This is a genomic window from Pseudomonas sp. RA_15y_Pfl2_54 (assembly GCF_963971015.1).
GTDB classification, from domain to species: Bacteria; Pseudomonadota; Gammaproteobacteria; order Pseudomonadales; family Pseudomonadaceae; genus Aquipseudomonas; species Aquipseudomonas baetica_A.
Genome location: NZ_CAXAPN010000014.1, coordinates 46428 through 63162, shown reverse-complemented (window position 1 = coordinate 63162; position 16735 = coordinate 46428). Strand labels below are relative to the sequence as shown.

The following is a 16735-nucleotide window of genomic DNA, read 5'->3' as shown; positions in this document are numbered from 1 at the left end:
TTTCGTATGTCCACATCAACATTCTCTGCTGCGCAAAATCAGGCCAGCACGCTTTATCTGCCACCCGGTAAGTGGCCGACCGTACTCGATTGTCTGTGCGAGCACTTCAGTGCCATTGGTCGCGAGCAATGGCTGGACCGAATCGCCCGGGGGCGGGTACTCGATGGTCAGGGGCAGCCAATAGCGGTGGACCTGCCCTACAAGGAAGGCTTGCGGATTCACTACTTTCGCGAGGTGCCGGACGAAAAGCCGATCCCGGTGGTCGAGTCGATTCTCTATGCCGATGAGCACTTGGTGGTGGCTGACAAACCTCACTTCCTGCCTGTCACGCCGGCCGGCGAGTATGTCGAGCAGACCTTGCTGCGCCGGCTGATCCGGCGTCTGGATAATCCCCATCTGGTGCCATTGCACCGTATCGACCGGCATACGGCGGGGCTGGTGATTTTTTCTGCCAATCCACAAACCCGCTCGGCGTATCAGTCGCTATTTCCGACGCGGCAGATCGACAAACGCTACGAAGCCATTGCCCCTGCCTTGCCCGAACTGAGCTTCCCGTTGGTGCATAAGAGCCGCCTGATCGAGGGGGAACCGTTTTTCCGCATGCAGGAGGGGCCGGGAGTCAGTAACACTGAAACGGCTGTCGAGGTTCGGGAGAAGAATGGCAATCTCTGGCGCTACGGCCTGTATCCAGTGACCGGCAAGAAGCATCAACTGCGTGTCCACATGACCGCGCTGGGGGCAAGTATCTGCAACGATCCGTTTTACCCGGATGCGCTGAAAGACGTTGAGGACGACTATGCCAATCCGCTGAAACTCTTGGCGCAAGGACTTCGTTTTATCGACCCGGTAACAGGTGAGGAGCGCGAGTTCGAGAGTCGTATCACCCTGCAATGGTGACGCCGTGCGCACTTTTTGAGTGTCCATGAAAAAGCCCGCATGAAAATGCGGGCTTTTCTGTATCCGTTGTCGACGTAGAGCTTAAAGCTCTTTAACGGTACGAACCTGATCCTTGTTGATGCGAGTTTCTTTACCGTCCAGCTGTTTGAACTCGTAGAAACCTGAATCTTCGTCGTATTGCGGGGTGTCGACGGCCTGGATTTCGCGACCGTCATTCAAGGTGATCACTGTAGGCGAGGAGCAACCGGCGAGGGTAGCGAGGCCCAGTGCGAGCATGAAAGTGGCGAGGGTCCGTTGAGTCATTAGTGTGTCTCCGAATGGGAATTCTTTTGGTTACTGAGCTTGAGACGTACGCAAGACGTCAGAGTTCCTTCGATAATGTCAGTCTGACACGGTGTTGTGTGAATTTAACAGGTCGGGGGTGTTCAGGTTAGCCAGTCGCGGGTCGTTGTCGGGGCATTGCAGGGCATTGGCGCCCAAGCTGCGCATCACTCGGCCGGGGCTGCGTTCACCGGCGTTCCAGGCGTCTTCGAAGGCCGGTAAAAGGGCGGCCGGAATCACGCAGAGCAAAGGTTCCCAGTGCTTGCCGTGGCGCAACATTAAAGGTTTGTCAGGATGCCGGTTGGCGGTTTCGCGCATGTCGTGCAGCAGCGCTGCGTCGATACTCGGAACATCACATGGCAATACCAGCAGGTGAGGATGGCGCGCGGCTTTCAGGCCCGCACGAATGCCCGCCAATGGTCCTGGAAAGTCGCTCTCGTCATCGATCACCAATTGATCGGCGAACAGCGCATAACGCTCGCGATTGCGATTGCAGGAGATGATCAGGTCGTCAGTCAGTGGGCGAGTCTTGCGCTGCAAATGTGCGATCAGCGGGTCGCCCCTCCACTCCACCAGACCTTTGTCCTGACCGCCCATGCGCTGGCCGCGTCCGCCTGCCAGAAGGAGAATGGAGCAGGGCGGCAGTTGCGTCTTCAAGGTCATGGCTGCTCTCCAGAGGGGCGGCAAAAAAAGGGGGCGCTGTGATATAACACCGGGCTGTTTCCCCTACAACTGGACGAGCCTATGAAAGCCAAGGCTGATGTACCTTTCGTGCCGCTCAATATTGCGGTTCTGACTGTCAGCGATACCCGAACCCTGGAAACCGACACCTCCGGTCAGGTCTTCGTGGACCGCTTGACTGCAGCTGGCCACGTTCTGGCCGAGCGTGTCTTGCTTAAAGATGACCTCTACAAAATTCGAGCGCAAGTCGCCCACTGGATCGCCGATGATGTCGTGCAGGTTGTGCTGATCACCGGTGGCACCGGTTTCACGGGGCGTGACAGCACGCCAGAAGCCGTGGCGTGCTTGCTCGACAAGCAAGTGGATGGGTTTGGCGAGTTGTTCCGGCAGATATCGGTGGCCGATATCGGCACCTCTACCGTGCAGTCCCGTGCGCTGGCCGGCCTGGCGAATGGCACACTGGTTTGCTGCTTGCCGGGTTCGACCAACGCCGTGCGCACGGGCTGGGATGGCATTCTTGGCGAGCAATTGGACGCTCGCCACCGCCCGTGCAATTTCGTGCCTCATCTGAAAAAGGCGATGCCTTGTGAGTCCCGTGGGTAAGCCGGGCAAGACGGGCTCGCTGATGCCGGTCGAGGAAGCGCTGGCGCGTTTGCTGGATATGGCCGAAGCCTCGCCAATCGTCGAGCATGAGTATTTGCCACTGGCGCTGGTCGAAGGTCGGGTGCTGGCCGAAGATTTGATTTCGCTCCTCGATCTGCCACCTTGGCCCAATAGCGCCATGGATGGATATGCCCTGAACCTGGCCGACTGGACCGGCGAACCTCTGCCAGTCAGTCAAAAGGTGTTTGCCGGGCAGTCTCCCGAAGCTCTGAAACCCGGTACCTGTGCGCGCATCTTTACGGGAGCGCCGGTACCGTCTGGGGCTGATTGCGTAGAAATGCAGGAAAACGCTGACGTTCAGACTGATGGAACCGTACGCTTCATCGAACCGATGAAGATCGGCCAGAACATTCGCCCACAAGGCCAGGAAACAACGGTCGGTGAGTTGATCCTGTCGGCCGGAACCCGGCTTGGCCCGATTGAGCAAGGTTTGGCTGCTTCGCTGGGCTGCGCCGGTCTGACGGTTGTGCGCAAGGTTCGGGTGGCGGTGATTTCCACTGGCGACGAATTGGTCGAGCCGGGTCAACCGCTGGGGCCAGGGCAGATCTACAACAGTAATCGGGTGCTGCTGTGCAGTTGGTTACAGCGTCTGGGCTGTGAAGTGATCGACGCAGGCATTCTTCCGGATGATCTGGCTGCCACCCGCGCTCGCTTGGGTGAGTTGCAGGATGTTGATCTGATTCTTTCCACCGGAGGCGTTTCGGTGGGAGAGGCTGATTTTCTGGGTGTCGCTTTGCGAGAAGAGGGCGAACTGGGCCTTTGGAAGCTGGCAATCAAGCCCGGAAAGCCGCTGACATTTGGCCATTTCCGCAATGTGCCCGTTATCGGGTTGCCCGGTAACCCGGCTTCGACGTTGGTGACTTTCGCGCTGCTGGCTCGGCCTTACCTGATGAGGCGCCAAGGCGTGCGGGATGTCGGCCCCCTGAAGTTCAAGGTGCCAGCAGGCTTTGTCTGGCCTGTTGCCGGCAATCGGCGTGAATACTTGCGGGGGCGTCTTGAACAGGGGAGGGCGACTATCTACAGTAACCAGAGCTCAGGTGTGTTGCGCAGCGCCGCGTGGGCAGACGGATTGGTTGAAGTATTGGAGGGGGGCACTCTGCTCGAAGGAGACGAGGTCGTCTTCATTCCGCTGAGTGATCTCCTGGGCTGAACCCTGCTTCGCAAATGCAGGCGTCGACTGATCCTGTCGACGCCTGCAATGTTTCGTTCGGTCAATGGCTGATCAGTGCAACAAGCTGGTCGAATCGGCTATTGGCCACCCAACCCAACAGACTCAGCACTACGGCTGTTGCGCCCGCCGAGTAGGCGAGACGGTGTTTGATCGTTCTGACGTCACTTCGGACTTCGTCCATGTCCCGTCGAATGTATTTGAGGTGGGTTTCCAACTCGGTCACACGAGGTTCCATATCTGTTTCTCCAGTGGTCTTGGTGCTGCTTTTGAAATCGGACTTGTGACTCGCGCGACATTCGGCGAGAGGGGCAACCGGACTCACTGGCATTCTGGCTTCATGGCTTGACATGGACATATCCACTTGCTGTTTCAAATGTACGCCAGCGACCTTTTTCATCTTTCGAGCTATTAAAAAACCTTGGGGAGTTTCCACTCATTACATGCACATCCTTGTGTTGTCGGATTGATGATTGATACCGCCGGCACACGGTGACCCAACTGTTCTGTGTGGTCAATTGAGCCGATTCCGCATGTTTCGTAAGAAAAAGTACCGCTGTGTAGGACGCTTCGGCCGGCAATTGAATTAATTGTCATTGCTGTGGCTTTTTTGCGCGACACGGCGGTCAACATGTTTCAATCGATTCAATTCAGGGAGTGACGCTATGAGTGAACGCCGGGCGCTGTTGGTTCTGCATGGCAAGCAGGCACTCAACGAGGCCGTTCGCACCGCGGTAGAGAACAAGCGCAAGCAAGGCTGGGAGTTGGCGGTACGCCTGACCTGGGAAGCGGGGGATGCCCAGCGATGGGTCGAGCAAGCGTTGGCGGACGGGTACACGAAAATTATTGCTGGCGGCGGAGACGGCACGTTGCGCGATATCGCCGAAACCCTTGCGGCGCATCCAGGCAAAGCCAGTCTGGTGCTATTGCCTTTGGGAACTGCCAACGACTTTTCCCGCGCAGCAGGGATCCCGCTGGAGCCGGCCAATGCGCTTGAACTTCTTGATGTACCGCCGTGTGACATTGATCTGGGGGAAGTGGGCGGGCAGGTCTTCCTGAATATGGCTACCGGCGGTTTCGGCAGTCAGGTTACGGCCAATACTTCAGAAGAGCTGAAAAAAGTATTGGGTGGTGCAGCCTATCTGTTCACCGGTTTGTCGCGGTTCAGTGAGCTGCATGCTGCTTATGGTGAGCTGCAAGGGCCGGATTTCCATTGGAGCGGCGAGTTGCTGGCATTGGGGATCGGCAACGGGCGTCAGGCGGGTGGCGGGCATGTATTGTGTCCGCAGGCGCTTGCCGATGACGGTTTGCTTGATATCAGCATCTTGCCCGCACCACAGGAGTTGGCCGGCACCTTGAAGTCGCTGCTCAGCGATGGTTTCGGTATCGACAACATGTTTGTCAGAACCCGATTGCCTTGGGTCGAAATCAAGGTCGCTGAAGGGCTGTACATCAATCTTGATGGTGAGCCGCTGGAAGGCAGCAGCATGCGGTTCGAGGCGCGGCCAGCGGCGTTGCAGGTTCACCTGCCGAGGAGTTCGCCGCTATTGACCATCAAGCCATCAGTCAGTCGTCCAGACTGATGATCTGTTCGCGCACGGCGAACAGTACAAGGCCCGCCACATCGTAGATTTGCAGGCGTTTCATGATCTGCGAACGGTGGGTCTCTACAGTCTTGATGCTCAAACCCAGGCCATTGGCGATTTCCCGGGTGGATTTGCCGCGTACGATCAAACGCAGGATTTCCAGCTGTCGGGCAGTCAGGTTGTGCGAGTCGGCGGTTTCCGGTTGCTGCTTCTGATTGCGGGTCAGCGCCTGGTTGATCACGGTGTGGGCGATGGCCGGACTCAAGTAACGCTCGTTGTTGCGCAAGGCTTCCAGGGCGTGCTCGAGTTCGGTGGCTGTGGTGTCCTTGAGCAGGTAGCCGTGGGCACCGGACTCCAGTGCCTGCATGATCAGCGCAGGGTCGGTGTGCATCGACAGGATCAGCACTTTGCTCTGCGCACGCACGCGCTTTAACCGTTGCAAAGCTTCCAGCCCGCCGGTTTCTTTCATGGAAATATCCAGCAGCACGATATCGGGACTCAGTTGCTCGACCATTTCGAGCAATTGCGAGCCGTCATTGGCCTCGCCAATCACCGCGTAACCGGGAATATCCAGCACCAGAGCGCGCACGCCGGCCCTGATCAGCGAGTGGTCATCCACCAGAAGTAAGTTGCAAGTCAACGCATAACCTTATTCGTACTGGCCCGTTCGAGTGCACGGGGGGCCCAGGGGAAAAGTGCTTCGATTCGAGTGCCTTTGCCGGGCTCACTGATAACGTTCAGGGTGCCACCCAATTGCTCGATCCGTTCGGCCATCCCGGCCATGCCTCGCTGTCCTTCACGACCTGGATTGGCGGCAGGGGCAAATCCCCGTCCGTCATCGCTGATCAGCAACGTCAGGCCCTTTGGCAGGCGTTGCACGCGTATCACCAGATTTTTCGCCTGCGCGTGACGCAGGATATTGGTCACCGCCTCCTGGGTGATGCGAAAGGCGGCGACCGCCATTTCTTCCGGGATGCCGTTAAGGCGCTGCTGGCAATCGAGGCTCCAGTGCACGCTTGTATGAGTCAATGTCTTGAGCAGATGTGCTCTCAGGCTGGCTTCAAGGCCAAGGCTGGTCAATTGGCGAGGATTGAGAATGGCCGAAACATCGCGCACCTTGTTGAGCGTTTCCTCAAGGGTTTCGCACAGTGCGGTGCATTGGTCCTGCAAGTCTTCCGGCATCCGCCGTTTGAGCCAGTCGCTCTGCAGCTTGGCGGCGGTCAGCAATTGGCCGATATCATCGTGCAGCTCGCGGCTAAGGCGGTGGCGCTCGTTTTCCTGGACTTCGAGCAGGCGGTCGGCGAGCTCCTGCGGCTGGAATTTGATTGATTTGCGTGACAGCCGATATTGCACCCAGACACAGGTGGTAGCCGCGACCTCAAGCAACAACAGTCCGAGGCCAATGTGTGCGGAAAAGCCATAGGTCAACAGGCTGCCAAGTGTGGCCGCGACACAAAGGATGAGTGTGAACCGGCGGGCGTTTTCCCGAGAGGGTGGCCATGTGGTGATTGACTTGAGACTGGCGTACATAACGGATGGAGCCAATGGATGTTCGCTGCGGGTAGACCGGCCGGTGGCTGGCGGGTCTCTGTCTGAAAATGCTGTCAATTATGTTATTGATTTCAACGCGGTTCAGTGATCGTGTTTGGCTGCCAACTTCGCTGGAGTGCCTATAGGTGGAGTCACTGTGCCATTAACTTGAGAGCAACTAATGGGCGGCATAATACCACTTAAGATACCGTTGGTCGCGCTTGCTATATATGTCCGAGAAGTCAGGAATATGTGTGGTGTCGGGCACAATTGCCATAATGGGAAAAGTCAATCTATTGTGTTCAATAGATATCTGCGTGCCTGAAGTTGAGTTTCAACACACAGGTAAACCCTGAGCCCAGCCGGAAATATCCATGGCTGTCAGGTGTGATGATTTAATTCGATTTGTCGCTGACAGGCATGAACTATTCAATCACGACATTTGGCGGCCTCTTCAGTCATGGCGTGCGCCGGATCAGGCCTGTCGCTCCGAAAAGGCCAGGAGGGGCAAACGTTTGGCGGTGGGGGCTGGCTGAAACCGAGTTTGACCGACTTGAAAGGCGAAGGCATCGATCAGCGAGGCCTGTTCACTTTTATCGAGGCTCAGTTGTCCGGTGCTCTGATCGACCAGTTCAAGTTGCCAGGCCATCAGCGTGAAGCAATCTTTCAAGGCAACCAGGGCCTGTTCGTGCAGGTCGACGTGGTCCTGCACCGGGTTGAGCAAGTCGTAAATGTGCCGTGAGAACTCGGAAATAGCCTCAAGCGCCAGGGCCTCAGCCCTGCTTGCAAGCTTGAGCAGCGTGCTGAGCATGCAGTCGATGGCGTCCTTGTCGTTGCTGATCAGTTGTAGATGGCTGAGGCATTCTTCGGACTTGGCCAGGAGTGTTTCGGCCTCGACCAGAAATTCGGGGAAGCGTTGCGCCCACTCTTTACGGTCGATCGGCATGCTTATCTCCACAACGTCATGTCTGGTGAGGGAGTGCCGTGTGTGACGACGATCATGAATCGTCGGGAGATCGCGCCCAGACGTGCAGGTGCACAGACTGAGAGGTTCCAGAGGGGTTGTTGCCACTGAACTGCGATCGCACACAATAGCCTGACTCCGTTCATGCAATGAGAATGGCGTCACATTAATGGCTATTGGATATTGCGAATATCAGGTTGATCCTGATTGTTACTAGGGGAATCCCTTAGGCGCGGGAACCTACAGTGCAAACCGAGGTCGCGCCGCAAAGAATGTAGCAGATGAAAATCACGGCGCCAGTAAAGCATGATGTTAATGTGACATCAATGGTGCGTTATGGCATTTTGATGGTGAATTTTGCGGGAATCAAGATTCGTCATAGACCGCCGATAACCCCTTTTAGTGAATTCATCAGAACAAGCCCAGGAGTCATTGATGGCCGGCATTCTCGACACGGTAGACCAACGCACGCAACTGGTGGGTGAGAATCGCCTGGAAATTCTCATGTTCCGGCTGGCCGGGCGCCAATTGTTCGCGATCAACGTGTTCAAGGTTCAGGAAGTGCTGCAACTGCCAAAGCTGACCCTGATGCCTCAGCGTCACCCGTTCGTCTGCGGCGTGGTCAACCTGCGTGGGCAGACGTTGCCGGTGATCGACCTGTCGCAAGCAATCGGTATGCGTCCACTGGTACCTGGTCCGAACAGCACCATCATCGTTACCGAGTACAACCGTTCGGTGCAGGCATTCCTCGTTGGTGGTGTGGATCGCATCGTCAACATGAACTGGGAAGCCATTTTGCCGCCGCCGACCAGTGCTGGCCGTCAACACTATCTGACGGCGATCAGCAAAGTCGACGATCAACTGGTGGAAATCATCGATGTCGAGAAAGTGCTTGCCGAGATCGTCCCGTACAACGCCAAGGTCTCGCGTGACAAACTCGACGATCCGGTGCTGGAACGCGCCCGTGATCGCGAAGTCCTGTTGGTGGACGACTCCAACGTGGCGCTCTCGCAATTGCGTGACACCCTCGGCCAGCTCGGCGTGAAAATGCACATTGCCAGCGATGGTCTGAAGGCACTGAACATGCTCAAGGCTTGGGCGGATACCGGCGTGAACATGACGGACAAACTGCTGATGGTATTCACCGATGCGGAAATGCCGGAGATGGACGGCTATCGCCTGACCACCGAAATTCGTAACGATCCACGTCTGCGTGGTCTGTATGTGGTGTTGCACACCTCGTTGTCCGGCAGTTTCAACGAATCGATGGTGAAGAAGGTTGGCTGCGACAATTTCCTCTCCAAGTTCCAGCCGGACAAGCTGGTCGACGTGGTACGCCAGCGTCTGATGCTCGACGAAGTGCCAGCGTGATGGATCTGTTCGAAGGCTGACCTCTCGTCAGCCTTTGATTCGCGGGTGAAGCTCGTATAGGGTGGCGTTTTTGCCCACAAGGGAGTTGGCCATGCTGCGTCTGAGCGCGCTTTATCGTTACCCGTTGAAATCCGGCAAGGCCGAGGTTCTGCAAGGGATCAGCCTGGACAAGCTGGGACTGGAGGGCGATCGACGCTGGATGTTGGTCGACGAAGCCAGCGGCCGTTTCCTGACCCAACGCGCCGAAGCGAAAATGAGCCAGCTGTCCGCGCTTTGGAATGCTCAGGGTGGTCTCACCTTGAGCGCGCCTGAGTATGCTTCAATCGACATCACCTTGCCTGCCAGCGATGCGCAGTTACGTGGCGTGACCATCTGGCGCGACACGTTGCGTGTGCCGGATGCCGGTGACGAAGCGGCAAATTGGGTCAGCGAATTCATCGGTAAACCGACCCGTCTGGTGCAAGTACCGCTGGACCGGGCACGCACGACTCAGGCCGGTTTTGGCAAGGACGACGACCAAGTCGCCTTCGCCGATGGTTTTCCACTGTTGCTGATCGGTGAAGCCTCGTTGCAACACCTGTCGAAACAGGTCGGGCGGCCGTTGGAAATGCTGCGTTTCCGGCCGAATCTGGTGATCGAAGGCAGCGAGGCGTACGCCGAAGACAGCTGGAAGCGTATCCGTATCGGCGATGTCGAATTGCGCGTGGTCAAGTCATGCTCGCGTTGCATTCTGACCACGATTGATCCGCAGACCGGCGAGCGCAGCGCTGATCGTGAACCGCTGGCGACCCTGCAGAAAACCCGTGCCCAGGCCGACGGTGCGATGTTCGGTCAGAATCTGGTCAACGACGGCAATGGTCGTCTGGAAGTCGGGATGGCGGTAGAAATTCTCGAGTAATCGATGCCAGAACGAAAAATGCCCGTGTCCTTGGACACGGGCATTTTTTTTTATCGCGCATGAACCCGCTGGGTTTAGCCGCGGTATTCGCACAGGTAAGCGGTGTCGACCGCGACTTTCAGCTGGAATTTGCTGTTGGCCGGCACGTTGAACTGGCTTCCGGCGGCGAAGGTTTCCCAGTTGTTGCTGTCCGGCAGTTTGACGGTCAGTGCGCCAGACACTACGTGCATGATTTCACGCTGGCTGGTGCCGAATTCGTATTCGCCCGGGGCCATGACGCCGATGGTCGCCGGACCTTCAGCGGTGCCAAAGGCGATCGACTTGACGGTGCCGTCGAAGTACTCGTTGACTTTAAACATGGGCGATTCCTCGAAAAGGGCTAAAAAGTGAGGCGGCCAGTATGCACAAGGCTTTTAACGCCGTCACGCCCCTAAAGCGGCAGAACCAGCGGCAGCAGGCGCGCGGTGTTGCGTGCATCCTCCAGCGCTCGGTGTTGCTGACCACTGAACTGCATCCCGGCCAGTTGCAGCGCACCATTGAGGCCCAGCGGCCGCTCCAGGCGCCGGGCCTTGGCGAAGCGTTGCTTGAGGTTCATGTGCGGCACCCGGCTTAAGGCGCTGTCGAATTGCAGCCGCTGCCATTCCTGAAGTAGTTGTTTGCGGTCGTAATCGCCCCAGCTCACCCAGCCTTCGAGGCGCGTCTGATGCTGACCGAGCCAGCGTTCGAAGGCCGGCCAAACCTCGGTCAACGGCAGCGCCGCGTCGATATTGGCTTGAGTGATGTGTGTGAGTTCGCGACAGAACGGCGTCAGCAAGGGCCGTCGCGTCGGTTTGACGAAGCGCTGGAAGTGATCCTGCTCGCGTCCGGTACGATCAACCAGCGTGGCGCCGATCTCGATAATTTCCATTTCGGTGACCGGCCAGCCACCCTCGTCGGTGGTGGCTTCCAGATCTATGACCAGCCAGTGAGGCATCGCAGGGTTCCTGATTTCCGCGTCCTGATTCATCAGAGCGTAGTCAAACCCTGCGTTTGCGCCTGGCGACTCACTCCACTTGCAACAGGATCTGACGATTTTTTACCTGATCGCCGACCTTGACCTGCACCCGCTTGAGCACGCCGTCAATGCCGGCCTTGAGCGGGTGCTCCATTTTCATTGCCTCCAGCACCACCAGCAACTGACCTTTGCTGACTGCGCTGCCTTCGCTGACCAGTACGTCGACGATGGCGCCGTCCATCGGTGCTTTTAGCGTGCCGGAGTTGACGCTGGTCTGACTGCCGATGACCGCGTGAGTTCGATTCTCAAGGTGCAGGTTGCCGGGATGGGTGAACAGCCAGAGTCGCTCAGCATTGAGCCGATAGGCGTGTCGCTGGCGCAAACCGTCGATCTCCAGCGTCAACGCCAGCGGCGTGTGGTCGATGATTTTGAGTTCCAGGGTCTGTTGCGCCACTAGCACCTGGAAGGTGTTTTGCCCGCGCGGGAGTAGTTGCAGCATCCAGTCCTGCGAATCGAGCCCGAGGCGATAGTGCAGCGGCACATTGGCATTGTTGCGCCAACCCGCCAATGCCGTGCGGTGGAGGCGGGCGCCTGCCTGATAGAACAGCACCGCGGCGATTGCCAGTTGTTCGGCACTGGGCACATAGCTGTGCAGGCTTTCGTGATCCGAAAAGTGCTGGGCAATGAACGCCGTGCTGAACGCACCCCTGACAAATTGCGCCTGCTGCAGCAGGCTGACCAGCAAACGCTGATTGCTTTGCACACCCAGCAACACCGTGTCCTGCACGGCACGCAACAGTTTGCGCCGCGCCTCTTCGCGGGTGGCACCGTGGGCAATCAGTTTGCCGAGCATCGGGTCGTAGAACGGGCTGATCGTTTGACCTTCGAGCAGGCCATGATCGATGCGTGCGCCGTGCAAAAGCGCTGGCTCCCAGGCTTCAATGCGCCCGGTTTGCGGCACAAAGTCCTGTGCCGGGTCTTCGGCATAGAGCCGCACTTCCATGGCATGGCCATTGAGTTGCACCTGATCCTGAGTCAACGGCAGTGGCTGTCCTTCGGCGACCAACAGTTGCCAGGCGACCAGGTCCAGCCCGGTAACCAACTCAGTCACCGGGTGCTCCACTTGCAGGCGCGTGTTCATTTCCAGGAAGTAGAATTGCCCGCGGGCATCGAGCAGAAACTCCACGGTACCGGCGCCGACGTAGTTCACTGCACGTCCGGCCTTGAGCGCGGCCTCACCCATGGCCTGGCGCAGTTCGGCGGTCATCACCGGGCAGGGTGCTTCTTCGATGACTTTCTGATGACGACGCTGGATCGAGCAGTCGCGTTCGCCAAGGTAGATAAGGTTGCCGTGCTGATCGCCGAACAGTTGCACTTCAACGTGGCGCGGTTCGATCAGCGCTTGTTCGAGGATCAATTCGTCACTGCCGAATCCGTTCAACGCTTCCGAACGTGCGGTACGCAATTGCGCCGGCAATTGCGACGCGTTGTGCACCAGACGCATGCCGCGTCCGCCTCCGCCTGCGCTGGCTTTGATCATCAATGGATAGCCGATGCGTTCGGCTTCGCGCAGCAATGTGCTGTCGTCCTGTTCTGCACCTTGGTAGCCGGCGATGCACGGCACGCCGGCTTCGAGCATGGCGATTTTCGACAGACGTTTGCTGCCCATCAGTTCGATGGCGTCGGCACTTGGTCCGATGAAGGTCAAACCAGCCTGTTCGCAGGCGCGGGCGAATGCGGCGTTTTCCGAAAGAAAACCATAGCCGGGGTGGACGGCATCGGCGCCGCTGCGGCGGGCGGCATCGAGAATGGCCGGGATGTTCAGGTAGGACTGCTGCACTGGCGCCGGGCCGATGGGCACGGCTTGATCAGCCATTTTTACGTGCAGCGCATCGGCGTCGGCTTCACTGAACACCGCGACGGTGCGATAGCCCAGGGCCTGTGCGGTGCGCTGGATACGGCAGGCGATTTCACCGCGGTTGGCGATCAGGATTTTCTGAATGGCGGGCATGGGCTGTTCCCTCGAAAGTTGCGGTGTATGTGCTGGCCTGCTCGCGAAGCTTTTAGGTGGCCCACCCGGGTTTGCGTTTTTGCATGAACGCCATGGTGCCCTCGATGCCTTCAGTACTCGTCACCGCTTCGCTGAACCACTGCGCCGCTTCATCGAGTAATTCACTTGACGGTTGCCCGGCACTGGCCAGCAGCAATTTCTTCGTCGCAGCATTCGCCTCCGGCGCGCAACACAGGACATGCTGCAGCACCTCATCCAGGCGCTCGGCCAGGGCCTGCGCATCCTGCTCGACAAAATGCACCAGCCCCAAACGGCGTGCCTGATGGCCGTCGAAACGTGCTGCTGTCAGCGCCAGTCGACGGGTTTCAGTCAGGCCGATGCGTTGCAATACAAACGGTGCGATCTGCGAGGGGATCAGGCCCAGGCTGGTTTCCGGCAAACCGAATTGCGCTTGGTGATCGGCAATCGCGATATCGCTGACACACGCCAGTCCGAAACCGCCGCCCATCACGGCGCCTTGCAGCACGCAAATCAGCACTTGCGGCGCGTGTTGTGCTTCTTCCAGCAATGCCCCGAACGCACGGTTCAAGTGGCGGTAGGCATCTGCACCCTGAGTGCGGGCGTTGGCCATGTCCTTGATGTCGCCGCCTGCACAAAAATGTCCACCGGCCCCACTGAGCACCAAGGCTCGAATGGCACGCTCATCGCGAACCGCCGCCAGCACCGCGCGCAGTTCGGCGACCATCTGCAGGCTCATTGCATTGCGGCTTTGCGGGCGATTGAGGGTGACGTGCAGTACGCCGCCGTGCCGCTCCAATAGCAGTGTCTGGCAATCGGGCAGGGGGCTCATCTCTTTTTCCCCGGCAGGATGCCCATCAGTTTGCAGATGATCCCCAGCATGATTTCGTCGGCGCCGCCGCCAATCGACACCAGCCGCACATCGCGGTAAGCGCGGGCCACCGGGTTATCCCACATGAAACCCATGCCGCCCCAATATTGCAGGCAACTGTCGCTGACTTCGCGACCCAGACGCCCGGCCTTGAGCTTGGCCATCGAGGCCAGGCGCGTGACGTCCTGGCCTTTGATGTATTGCTCGGTGGCCTGATAGACCAGTGCCCGCAGGCATTCGATTTCGGTCTGCAATTCGGCGAGGCGAAAGTGGATGACCTGATTGTCGATCAGGGCGTTGCCGAAGGTTTTGCGCTCCTTGCAGTACTCGATGGTGCTGTCGACGCAGTATTCCAGGCCCTTGAGCATGTTCGCCGCACCGAACAGACGTTCTTCCTGAAACTGCAGCATCTGCATCATGAAGCCGGCGCCTTCATGGCCGATGCGGTTGCGCTGCGGGATGCGCACGTTGTCGAAAAACACCTGAGCGGTTTCCGAGCTGCGCATGCCGAGTTTGTCCAGATGCGAACTGAGACTGATCCCGGGTGTGTTCATCGGCACCATGATCAGCGATTTGTTGATGTGCGGCTTGTCGTCGGAGGTATTGGCCAGCAGACAGATGAAATCAGCGCTTGGTGAGTTGGTGATCCACATTTTGCTGCCGTTGATCACGTAGTCGTCGCCATCCTTGCGGGCGTTGGTTTTCAGCCCGGCGACGTCGGAGCCAGCGCCCACTTCCGAGACACCGATACAGCCGACCTGCTCGCCGCTGATGGCCGGGCGCAGGAATGCTTCACGCAGTTCATCGGAGCCGAAGCGGGCCAGCGCCGGGGTGCACATGTCGGTCTGCACGCCGATCGACATCGGAATGCCACCGCAGTGAATGGTGCCGAACTCTTCGGCGGCGACAATCGAATAGCTGTAATCAAGGCCCATGCCGCCGAATTTTTCCGGTTTGGAAATCCCCAGCAAGCCCAGATCGCCTGCCTTGCGGAAAATGTCGTGGATCGGAAAGCGTCCGGCCTTTTCCCATTCGTCGACATGTGGATTGATCTCGTGCTCGACGAATTGGCGGACGGTGCGGCGCAGTGCTTCGTGTTCCGGGGTGAAGATCATTTTTATTGTTCTCCGTAAGATCCGTGGCGATCAGAACCGGCTGACGCCGAAGCTGTTGGGTTGCAGGGCGCGGAGGTCGGCTTCGTGGCAAATATCCAGCAAGTAGCCCAGCAGGGTGCGCGTATCGCGGGGGTCGATCAGCCCGTCGTCCCACAGGTTGGCGCTGCCGTAGAGGGCGGTGGATTGGCTGTCGAGTTTCTGTGCGGTGGCCTGTTCGAGCATGTCGAGCATTTTCGGATCAGGCGTCAGGCCGTCCTTGAGCTGCTTGGCTTGGGTGACGATGCGCAGGACTTTACCCGCCTGAGCCCCACCCATCACGGCCGTGCGGCTGTTGGGCCAGGCGAAAATGAAGCGCGGATCGAGACCGCGCCCGCACATCGCGTAGTTGCCGGCGCCGTAGGAGCCGCCCACGACAATCGTCAGTTTAGGCACCCTGGCATTGGCCACGGCTTGAATGAGTTTCGAGCCGTGTTTGATCACGCCTTGCTGCTCCGACTCGGTGCCGACCATGAAGCCTGTGGTGTTGTGGAAGAACAGCAGCGGTGTCTGGCTCTGATCGCACAGTTGAATGAATTGCGCCGCTTTGCTCGCGCCGTTGGGGGTGATCGGGCCGTTGTTGCCGATGAACCCGCAGGCGCGCCCCTGAATTTTCAATTGGCCGCAAAGGGTTTGCTGATCGAATTCGCCTTTGAATTCGAGGAAGCAGGATTCGTCAGCGATGCGCGCGATGATTTCGCGCACGTCGTAGGGCTTTTTCGGGTCGTCCGGTATCAGCCCCAGCAACTCGTCGATGGGGTAGAGCGGCTCTTTATATTGCGGTTCCGGCAACCACGGCAGTTGCTCGTTCCACGGCAGCATGCGCAGGATTTCGCGCACCTGGCGTACCCCGTCGGCATCGTTTTCGGCCAGGTATTCGGCAGTCCCGGCAACTTGCGCGTGCATCTCGGCGCCGCCCAATTCTTCATCCGTGGCCACCTCGCCTGTGGCGGCTTTAAGCAAAGGGGGGCCGGCAAGAAACAGCTTGGCCTTGCCGCGCACCACCACCACGTAATCCGACAACCCCGGTTGGTACGCGCCGCCAGCCGTGGCCGAGCCGTGTACGACGGTAATCTGCGGTAAACCCATGGCCGACATCCGCGCCTGATTGGCAAAACTGCGTGCGCCTTCGACGAAAATCTCCGCGGCATAATTGAGGTTGGCGCCACCGCTTTCGGCGAGGGTGATGACCGGCAGTTTGTTCTCCTGAGCGATCTGTTGCAGGCGCAGGGATTTTTTCAGACCGCTGGGTGAGATCGTGCCGCCCTTGATCGCACTGTTGTTCGCCACCACCAGCGCACGAATGCCAGACACGTAACCGATGCCGGCAATCAAGCCGCCACCGGCCGCGCTGCCATCCTTGTCGTCGTGCAGTTTGTAACCGGCGAGGCTGGCCAGTTCGAGAAACGGCGCGCCGGGGTCGAGCAGCAGGTTCAGGCGTTCTCGGGGCAGCAGTTGGCCGCGCTTGTCGAATTTCGGCTTGGCTTCGGCGGCCTTGTTCAACAGGTTCTGTTCCAGTTGCTGGACGTGTTCGATGGCGGCGAGCATTGCTGCGCGGTTGCGGGCGAATGCCTCGCTGTGCGGGTCGAGTTGGGACTGGATCTGCGCCAT

General features: G+C 58.5%; 18 protein-coding genes. 6 read left to right on the top strand and 12 right to left on the bottom strand.

Features of this window, described 5'->3' with window-relative positions; genetic code table 11:
- Positions 1-6: 6 nt before the first annotated feature.
- A complete protein-coding gene (locus tag AACY50_RS12315) occupies positions 7-897 on the top strand; it encodes a pseudouridine synthase (protein WP_339431218.1) in 891 nt (296 codons plus the stop codon).
- An 81-nt stretch (positions 898-978) separates the two neighbouring features.
- On the opposite strand, the gene AACY50_RS12310 is transcribed toward AACY50_RS12315, so the two are convergent.
- Both AACY50_RS12310 and mobA read right to left on the bottom strand, forming a co-directional pair.
- Entirely contained in the window at positions 979-1200 is a 222-nt protein-coding gene (locus AACY50_RS12310; RefSeq protein WP_339431219.1) for a YgdI/YgdR family lipoprotein, read from the bottom strand.
- Positions 1201-1278: 78 nt separating this feature from the next.
- A complete protein-coding gene (gene mobA / locus AACY50_RS12305) occupies positions 1279-1881 on the bottom strand; it encodes a molybdenum cofactor guanylyltransferase MobA (protein ID WP_339431220.1) in 603 nt (200 codons plus the stop codon).
- Positions 1882-1962: 81 nt separating this feature from the next.
- Between mobA and moaB the strand changes: the two genes are divergently transcribed.
- Together moaB and AACY50_RS12295 are read left to right on the top strand one after the other, a co-directional pair.
- Complete coding sequence (gene moaB / locus AACY50_RS12300) at positions 1963-2502, top strand: molybdenum cofactor biosynthesis protein B (RefSeq protein ID WP_339431221.1); 540 nt, start codon at positions 1963-1965, stop codon at positions 2500-2502.
- On the top strand, positions 2486-3712 hold the full coding sequence (locus tag AACY50_RS12295) for a molybdopterin molybdotransferase MoeA (protein WP_339464789.1): 1227 nt from the start codon (positions 2486-2488) through the stop codon (positions 3710-3712). The genes moaB and AACY50_RS12295 overlap by 17 nt, the downstream gene beginning before the upstream one ends.
- 61 nt (positions 3713-3773) lie before the next feature.
- Here the strand turns inward: AACY50_RS12295 and AACY50_RS12290 are convergent, their stop codons facing one another.
- Positions 3774-4082 (bottom strand): hypothetical protein, encoded by a 309-nt coding sequence (locus AACY50_RS12290; RefSeq protein WP_339431274.1) that lies wholly within the window; start codon positions 4080-4082, stop codon positions 3774-3776.
- A gap of 313 nt (positions 4083-4395) precedes the next feature.
- Between AACY50_RS12290 and yegS the strand changes: the two genes are divergently transcribed.
- The gene (gene yegS / locus AACY50_RS12285) at positions 4396-5313 is read left to right on the top strand and encodes a lipid kinase YegS (protein WP_339431223.1); all 918 of its coding nucleotides are present in this window, start codon (positions 4396-4398) and stop codon (positions 5311-5313) included.
- Here the strand turns inward: yegS and AACY50_RS12280 are convergent.
- From AACY50_RS12280 to AACY50_RS12270, 3 genes are all read right to left on the bottom strand, one after another.
- Positions 5297-5956: a response regulator transcription factor gene (locus AACY50_RS12280; RefSeq protein ID WP_339431224.1), complete on the bottom strand. Its 660-nt coding sequence runs from the start codon at positions 5954-5956 to the stop codon at positions 5297-5299. The two genes, yegS and AACY50_RS12280, sit on opposite strands and share 17 nt — an antisense overlap.
- Positions 5953-6846, bottom strand: a complete 894-nt coding sequence (locus AACY50_RS12275; protein WP_339431275.1) for a sensor histidine kinase — start codon at positions 6844-6846, stop codon at positions 5953-5955. Before AACY50_RS12275 ends, AACY50_RS12280 begins: the two co-directional genes overlap by 4 nt.
- 475 nt (positions 6847-7321) lie before the next feature.
- Entirely contained in the window at positions 7322-7792 is a 471-nt protein-coding gene (locus AACY50_RS12270) for a hypothetical protein (protein WP_339431225.1), read from the bottom strand.
- Between the two features lie 453 nt (positions 7793-8245).
- Here AACY50_RS12270 and AACY50_RS12265 point away from each other — a divergent pair, with 453 nt between their 5' ends.
- Together AACY50_RS12265 and AACY50_RS12260 are read left to right on the top strand one after the other, a co-directional pair.
- Complete coding sequence (locus AACY50_RS12265) at positions 8246-9181, top strand: chemotaxis protein CheV (protein WP_339431226.1); 936 nt, start codon at positions 8246-8248, stop codon at positions 9179-9181.
- 91 nt (positions 9182-9272) lie between these two features.
- On the top strand, positions 9273-10079 hold the full coding sequence (locus AACY50_RS12260) for an MOSC domain-containing protein (protein WP_339495688.1): 807 nt from the start codon (positions 9273-9275) through the stop codon (positions 10077-10079).
- Between the two features lie 74 nt (positions 10080-10153).
- Here AACY50_RS12260 and ppnP read toward each other — a convergent pair whose 3' ends face one another.
- The 6 genes from ppnP to atuC form a co-directional block, all read right to left on the bottom strand.
- Positions 10154-10438, bottom strand: coding sequence for a pyrimidine/purine nucleoside phosphorylase (gene ppnP / locus AACY50_RS12255; protein ID WP_221729165.1), 285 nt, complete (start codon positions 10436-10438; stop codon positions 10154-10156).
- A 71-nt stretch (positions 10439-10509) separates the two neighbouring features.
- Positions 10510-11052 (bottom strand): exonuclease domain-containing protein, encoded by a 543-nt coding sequence (locus tag AACY50_RS12250; protein ID WP_339431228.1) that lies wholly within the window; start codon positions 11050-11052, stop codon positions 10510-10512.
- Between the two features lie 70 nt (positions 11053-11122).
- Positions 11123-13084, bottom strand: a complete 1962-nt coding sequence (locus tag AACY50_RS12245) for an acetyl/propionyl/methylcrotonyl-CoA carboxylase subunit alpha (protein ID WP_339538616.1) — start codon at positions 13082-13084, stop codon at positions 11123-11125.
- Positions 13085-13136: 52 nt separating this feature from the next.
- Positions 13137-13934: an enoyl-CoA hydratase/isomerase family protein gene (locus tag AACY50_RS12240; protein ID WP_339538615.1), complete on the bottom strand. Its 798-nt coding sequence runs from the start codon at positions 13932-13934 to the stop codon at positions 13137-13139.
- On the bottom strand, positions 13931-15088 hold the full coding sequence (gene atuD, locus AACY50_RS12235) for a citronellyl-CoA dehydrogenase (protein ID WP_339538614.1): 1158 nt from the start codon (positions 15086-15088) through the stop codon (positions 13931-13933). The genes AACY50_RS12240 and atuD overlap by 4 nt, the downstream gene beginning before the upstream one ends.
- Positions 15089-15118: 30 nt before the next feature.
- Entirely contained in the window at positions 15119-16735 is a 1617-nt protein-coding gene (gene atuC, locus AACY50_RS12230; protein WP_339431232.1) for a geranyl-CoA carboxylase subunit beta, read from the bottom strand.

What these genes read in the sequence shown, in the direction of transcription:
- AACY50_RS12265 (WP_339431226.1), top strand. Translation starts at nt 8,246, where the DNA reads ATGGCCGGCATTCTCGACACGGTAGACCAACGCACGCAACTGGTGGGT.
- AACY50_RS12245 (WP_339538616.1), bottom strand. Translation starts at nt 13,084, where the DNA reads ATGCCCGCCATTCAGAAAATCCTGATCGCCAACCGCGGTGAAATCGCC.
- AACY50_RS12290 (WP_339431274.1), bottom strand. Translation starts at nt 4,082, where the DNA reads ATGTCAAGCCATGAAGCCAGAATGCCAGTGAGTCCGGTTGCCCCTCTC.
- AACY50_RS12240 (WP_339538615.1), bottom strand. Translation starts at nt 13,934, where the DNA reads ATGAGCCCCCTGCCCGATTGCCAGACACTGCTATTGGAGCGGCACGGC.
- AACY50_RS12250 (WP_339431228.1), bottom strand. Translation starts at nt 11,052, where the DNA reads ATGCCTCACTGGCTGGTCATAGATCTGGAAGCCACCACCGACGAGGGT.
- AACY50_RS12260 (WP_339495688.1), top strand. Translation starts at nt 9,273, where the DNA reads ATGCTGCGTCTGAGCGCGCTTTATCGTTACCCGTTGAAATCCGGCAAG.
- AACY50_RS12310 (WP_339431219.1), bottom strand. Translation starts at nt 1,200, where the DNA reads ATGACTCAACGGACCCTCGCCACTTTCATGCTCGCACTGGGCCTCGCT.
- ppnP (WP_221729165.1), bottom strand. Translation starts at nt 10,438, where the DNA reads ATGTTTAAAGTCAACGAGTACTTCGACGGCACCGTCAAGTCGATCGCC.
- AACY50_RS12270 (WP_339431225.1), bottom strand. Translation starts at nt 7,792, where the DNA reads ATGCCGATCGACCGTAAAGAGTGGGCGCAACGCTTCCCCGAATTTCTG.
- yegS (WP_339431223.1), top strand. Translation starts at nt 4,396, where the DNA reads ATGAGTGAACGCCGGGCGCTGTTGGTTCTGCATGGCAAGCAGGCACTC.
- mobA (WP_339431220.1), bottom strand. Translation starts at nt 1,881, where the DNA reads ATGACCTTGAAGACGCAACTGCCGCCCTGCTCCATTCTCCTTCTGGCA.
- atuD (WP_339538614.1), bottom strand. Translation starts at nt 15,088, where the DNA reads ATGATCTTCACCCCGGAACACGAAGCACTGCGCCGCACCGTCCGCCAA.
- AACY50_RS12275 (WP_339431275.1), bottom strand. Translation starts at nt 6,846, where the DNA reads ATGTACGCCAGTCTCAAGTCAATCACCACATGGCCACCCTCTCGGGAA.
- AACY50_RS12315 (WP_339431218.1), top strand. Translation starts at nt 7, where the DNA reads ATGTCCACATCAACATTCTCTGCTGCGCAAAATCAGGCCAGCACGCTT.
- moaB (WP_339431221.1), top strand. Translation starts at nt 1,963, where the DNA reads ATGAAAGCCAAGGCTGATGTACCTTTCGTGCCGCTCAATATTGCGGTT.
- atuC (WP_339431232.1), bottom strand. Translation starts at nt 16,735, where the DNA reads ATGGCGCAGATCCAGTCCCAACTCGACCCGCACAGCGAGGCATTCGCC.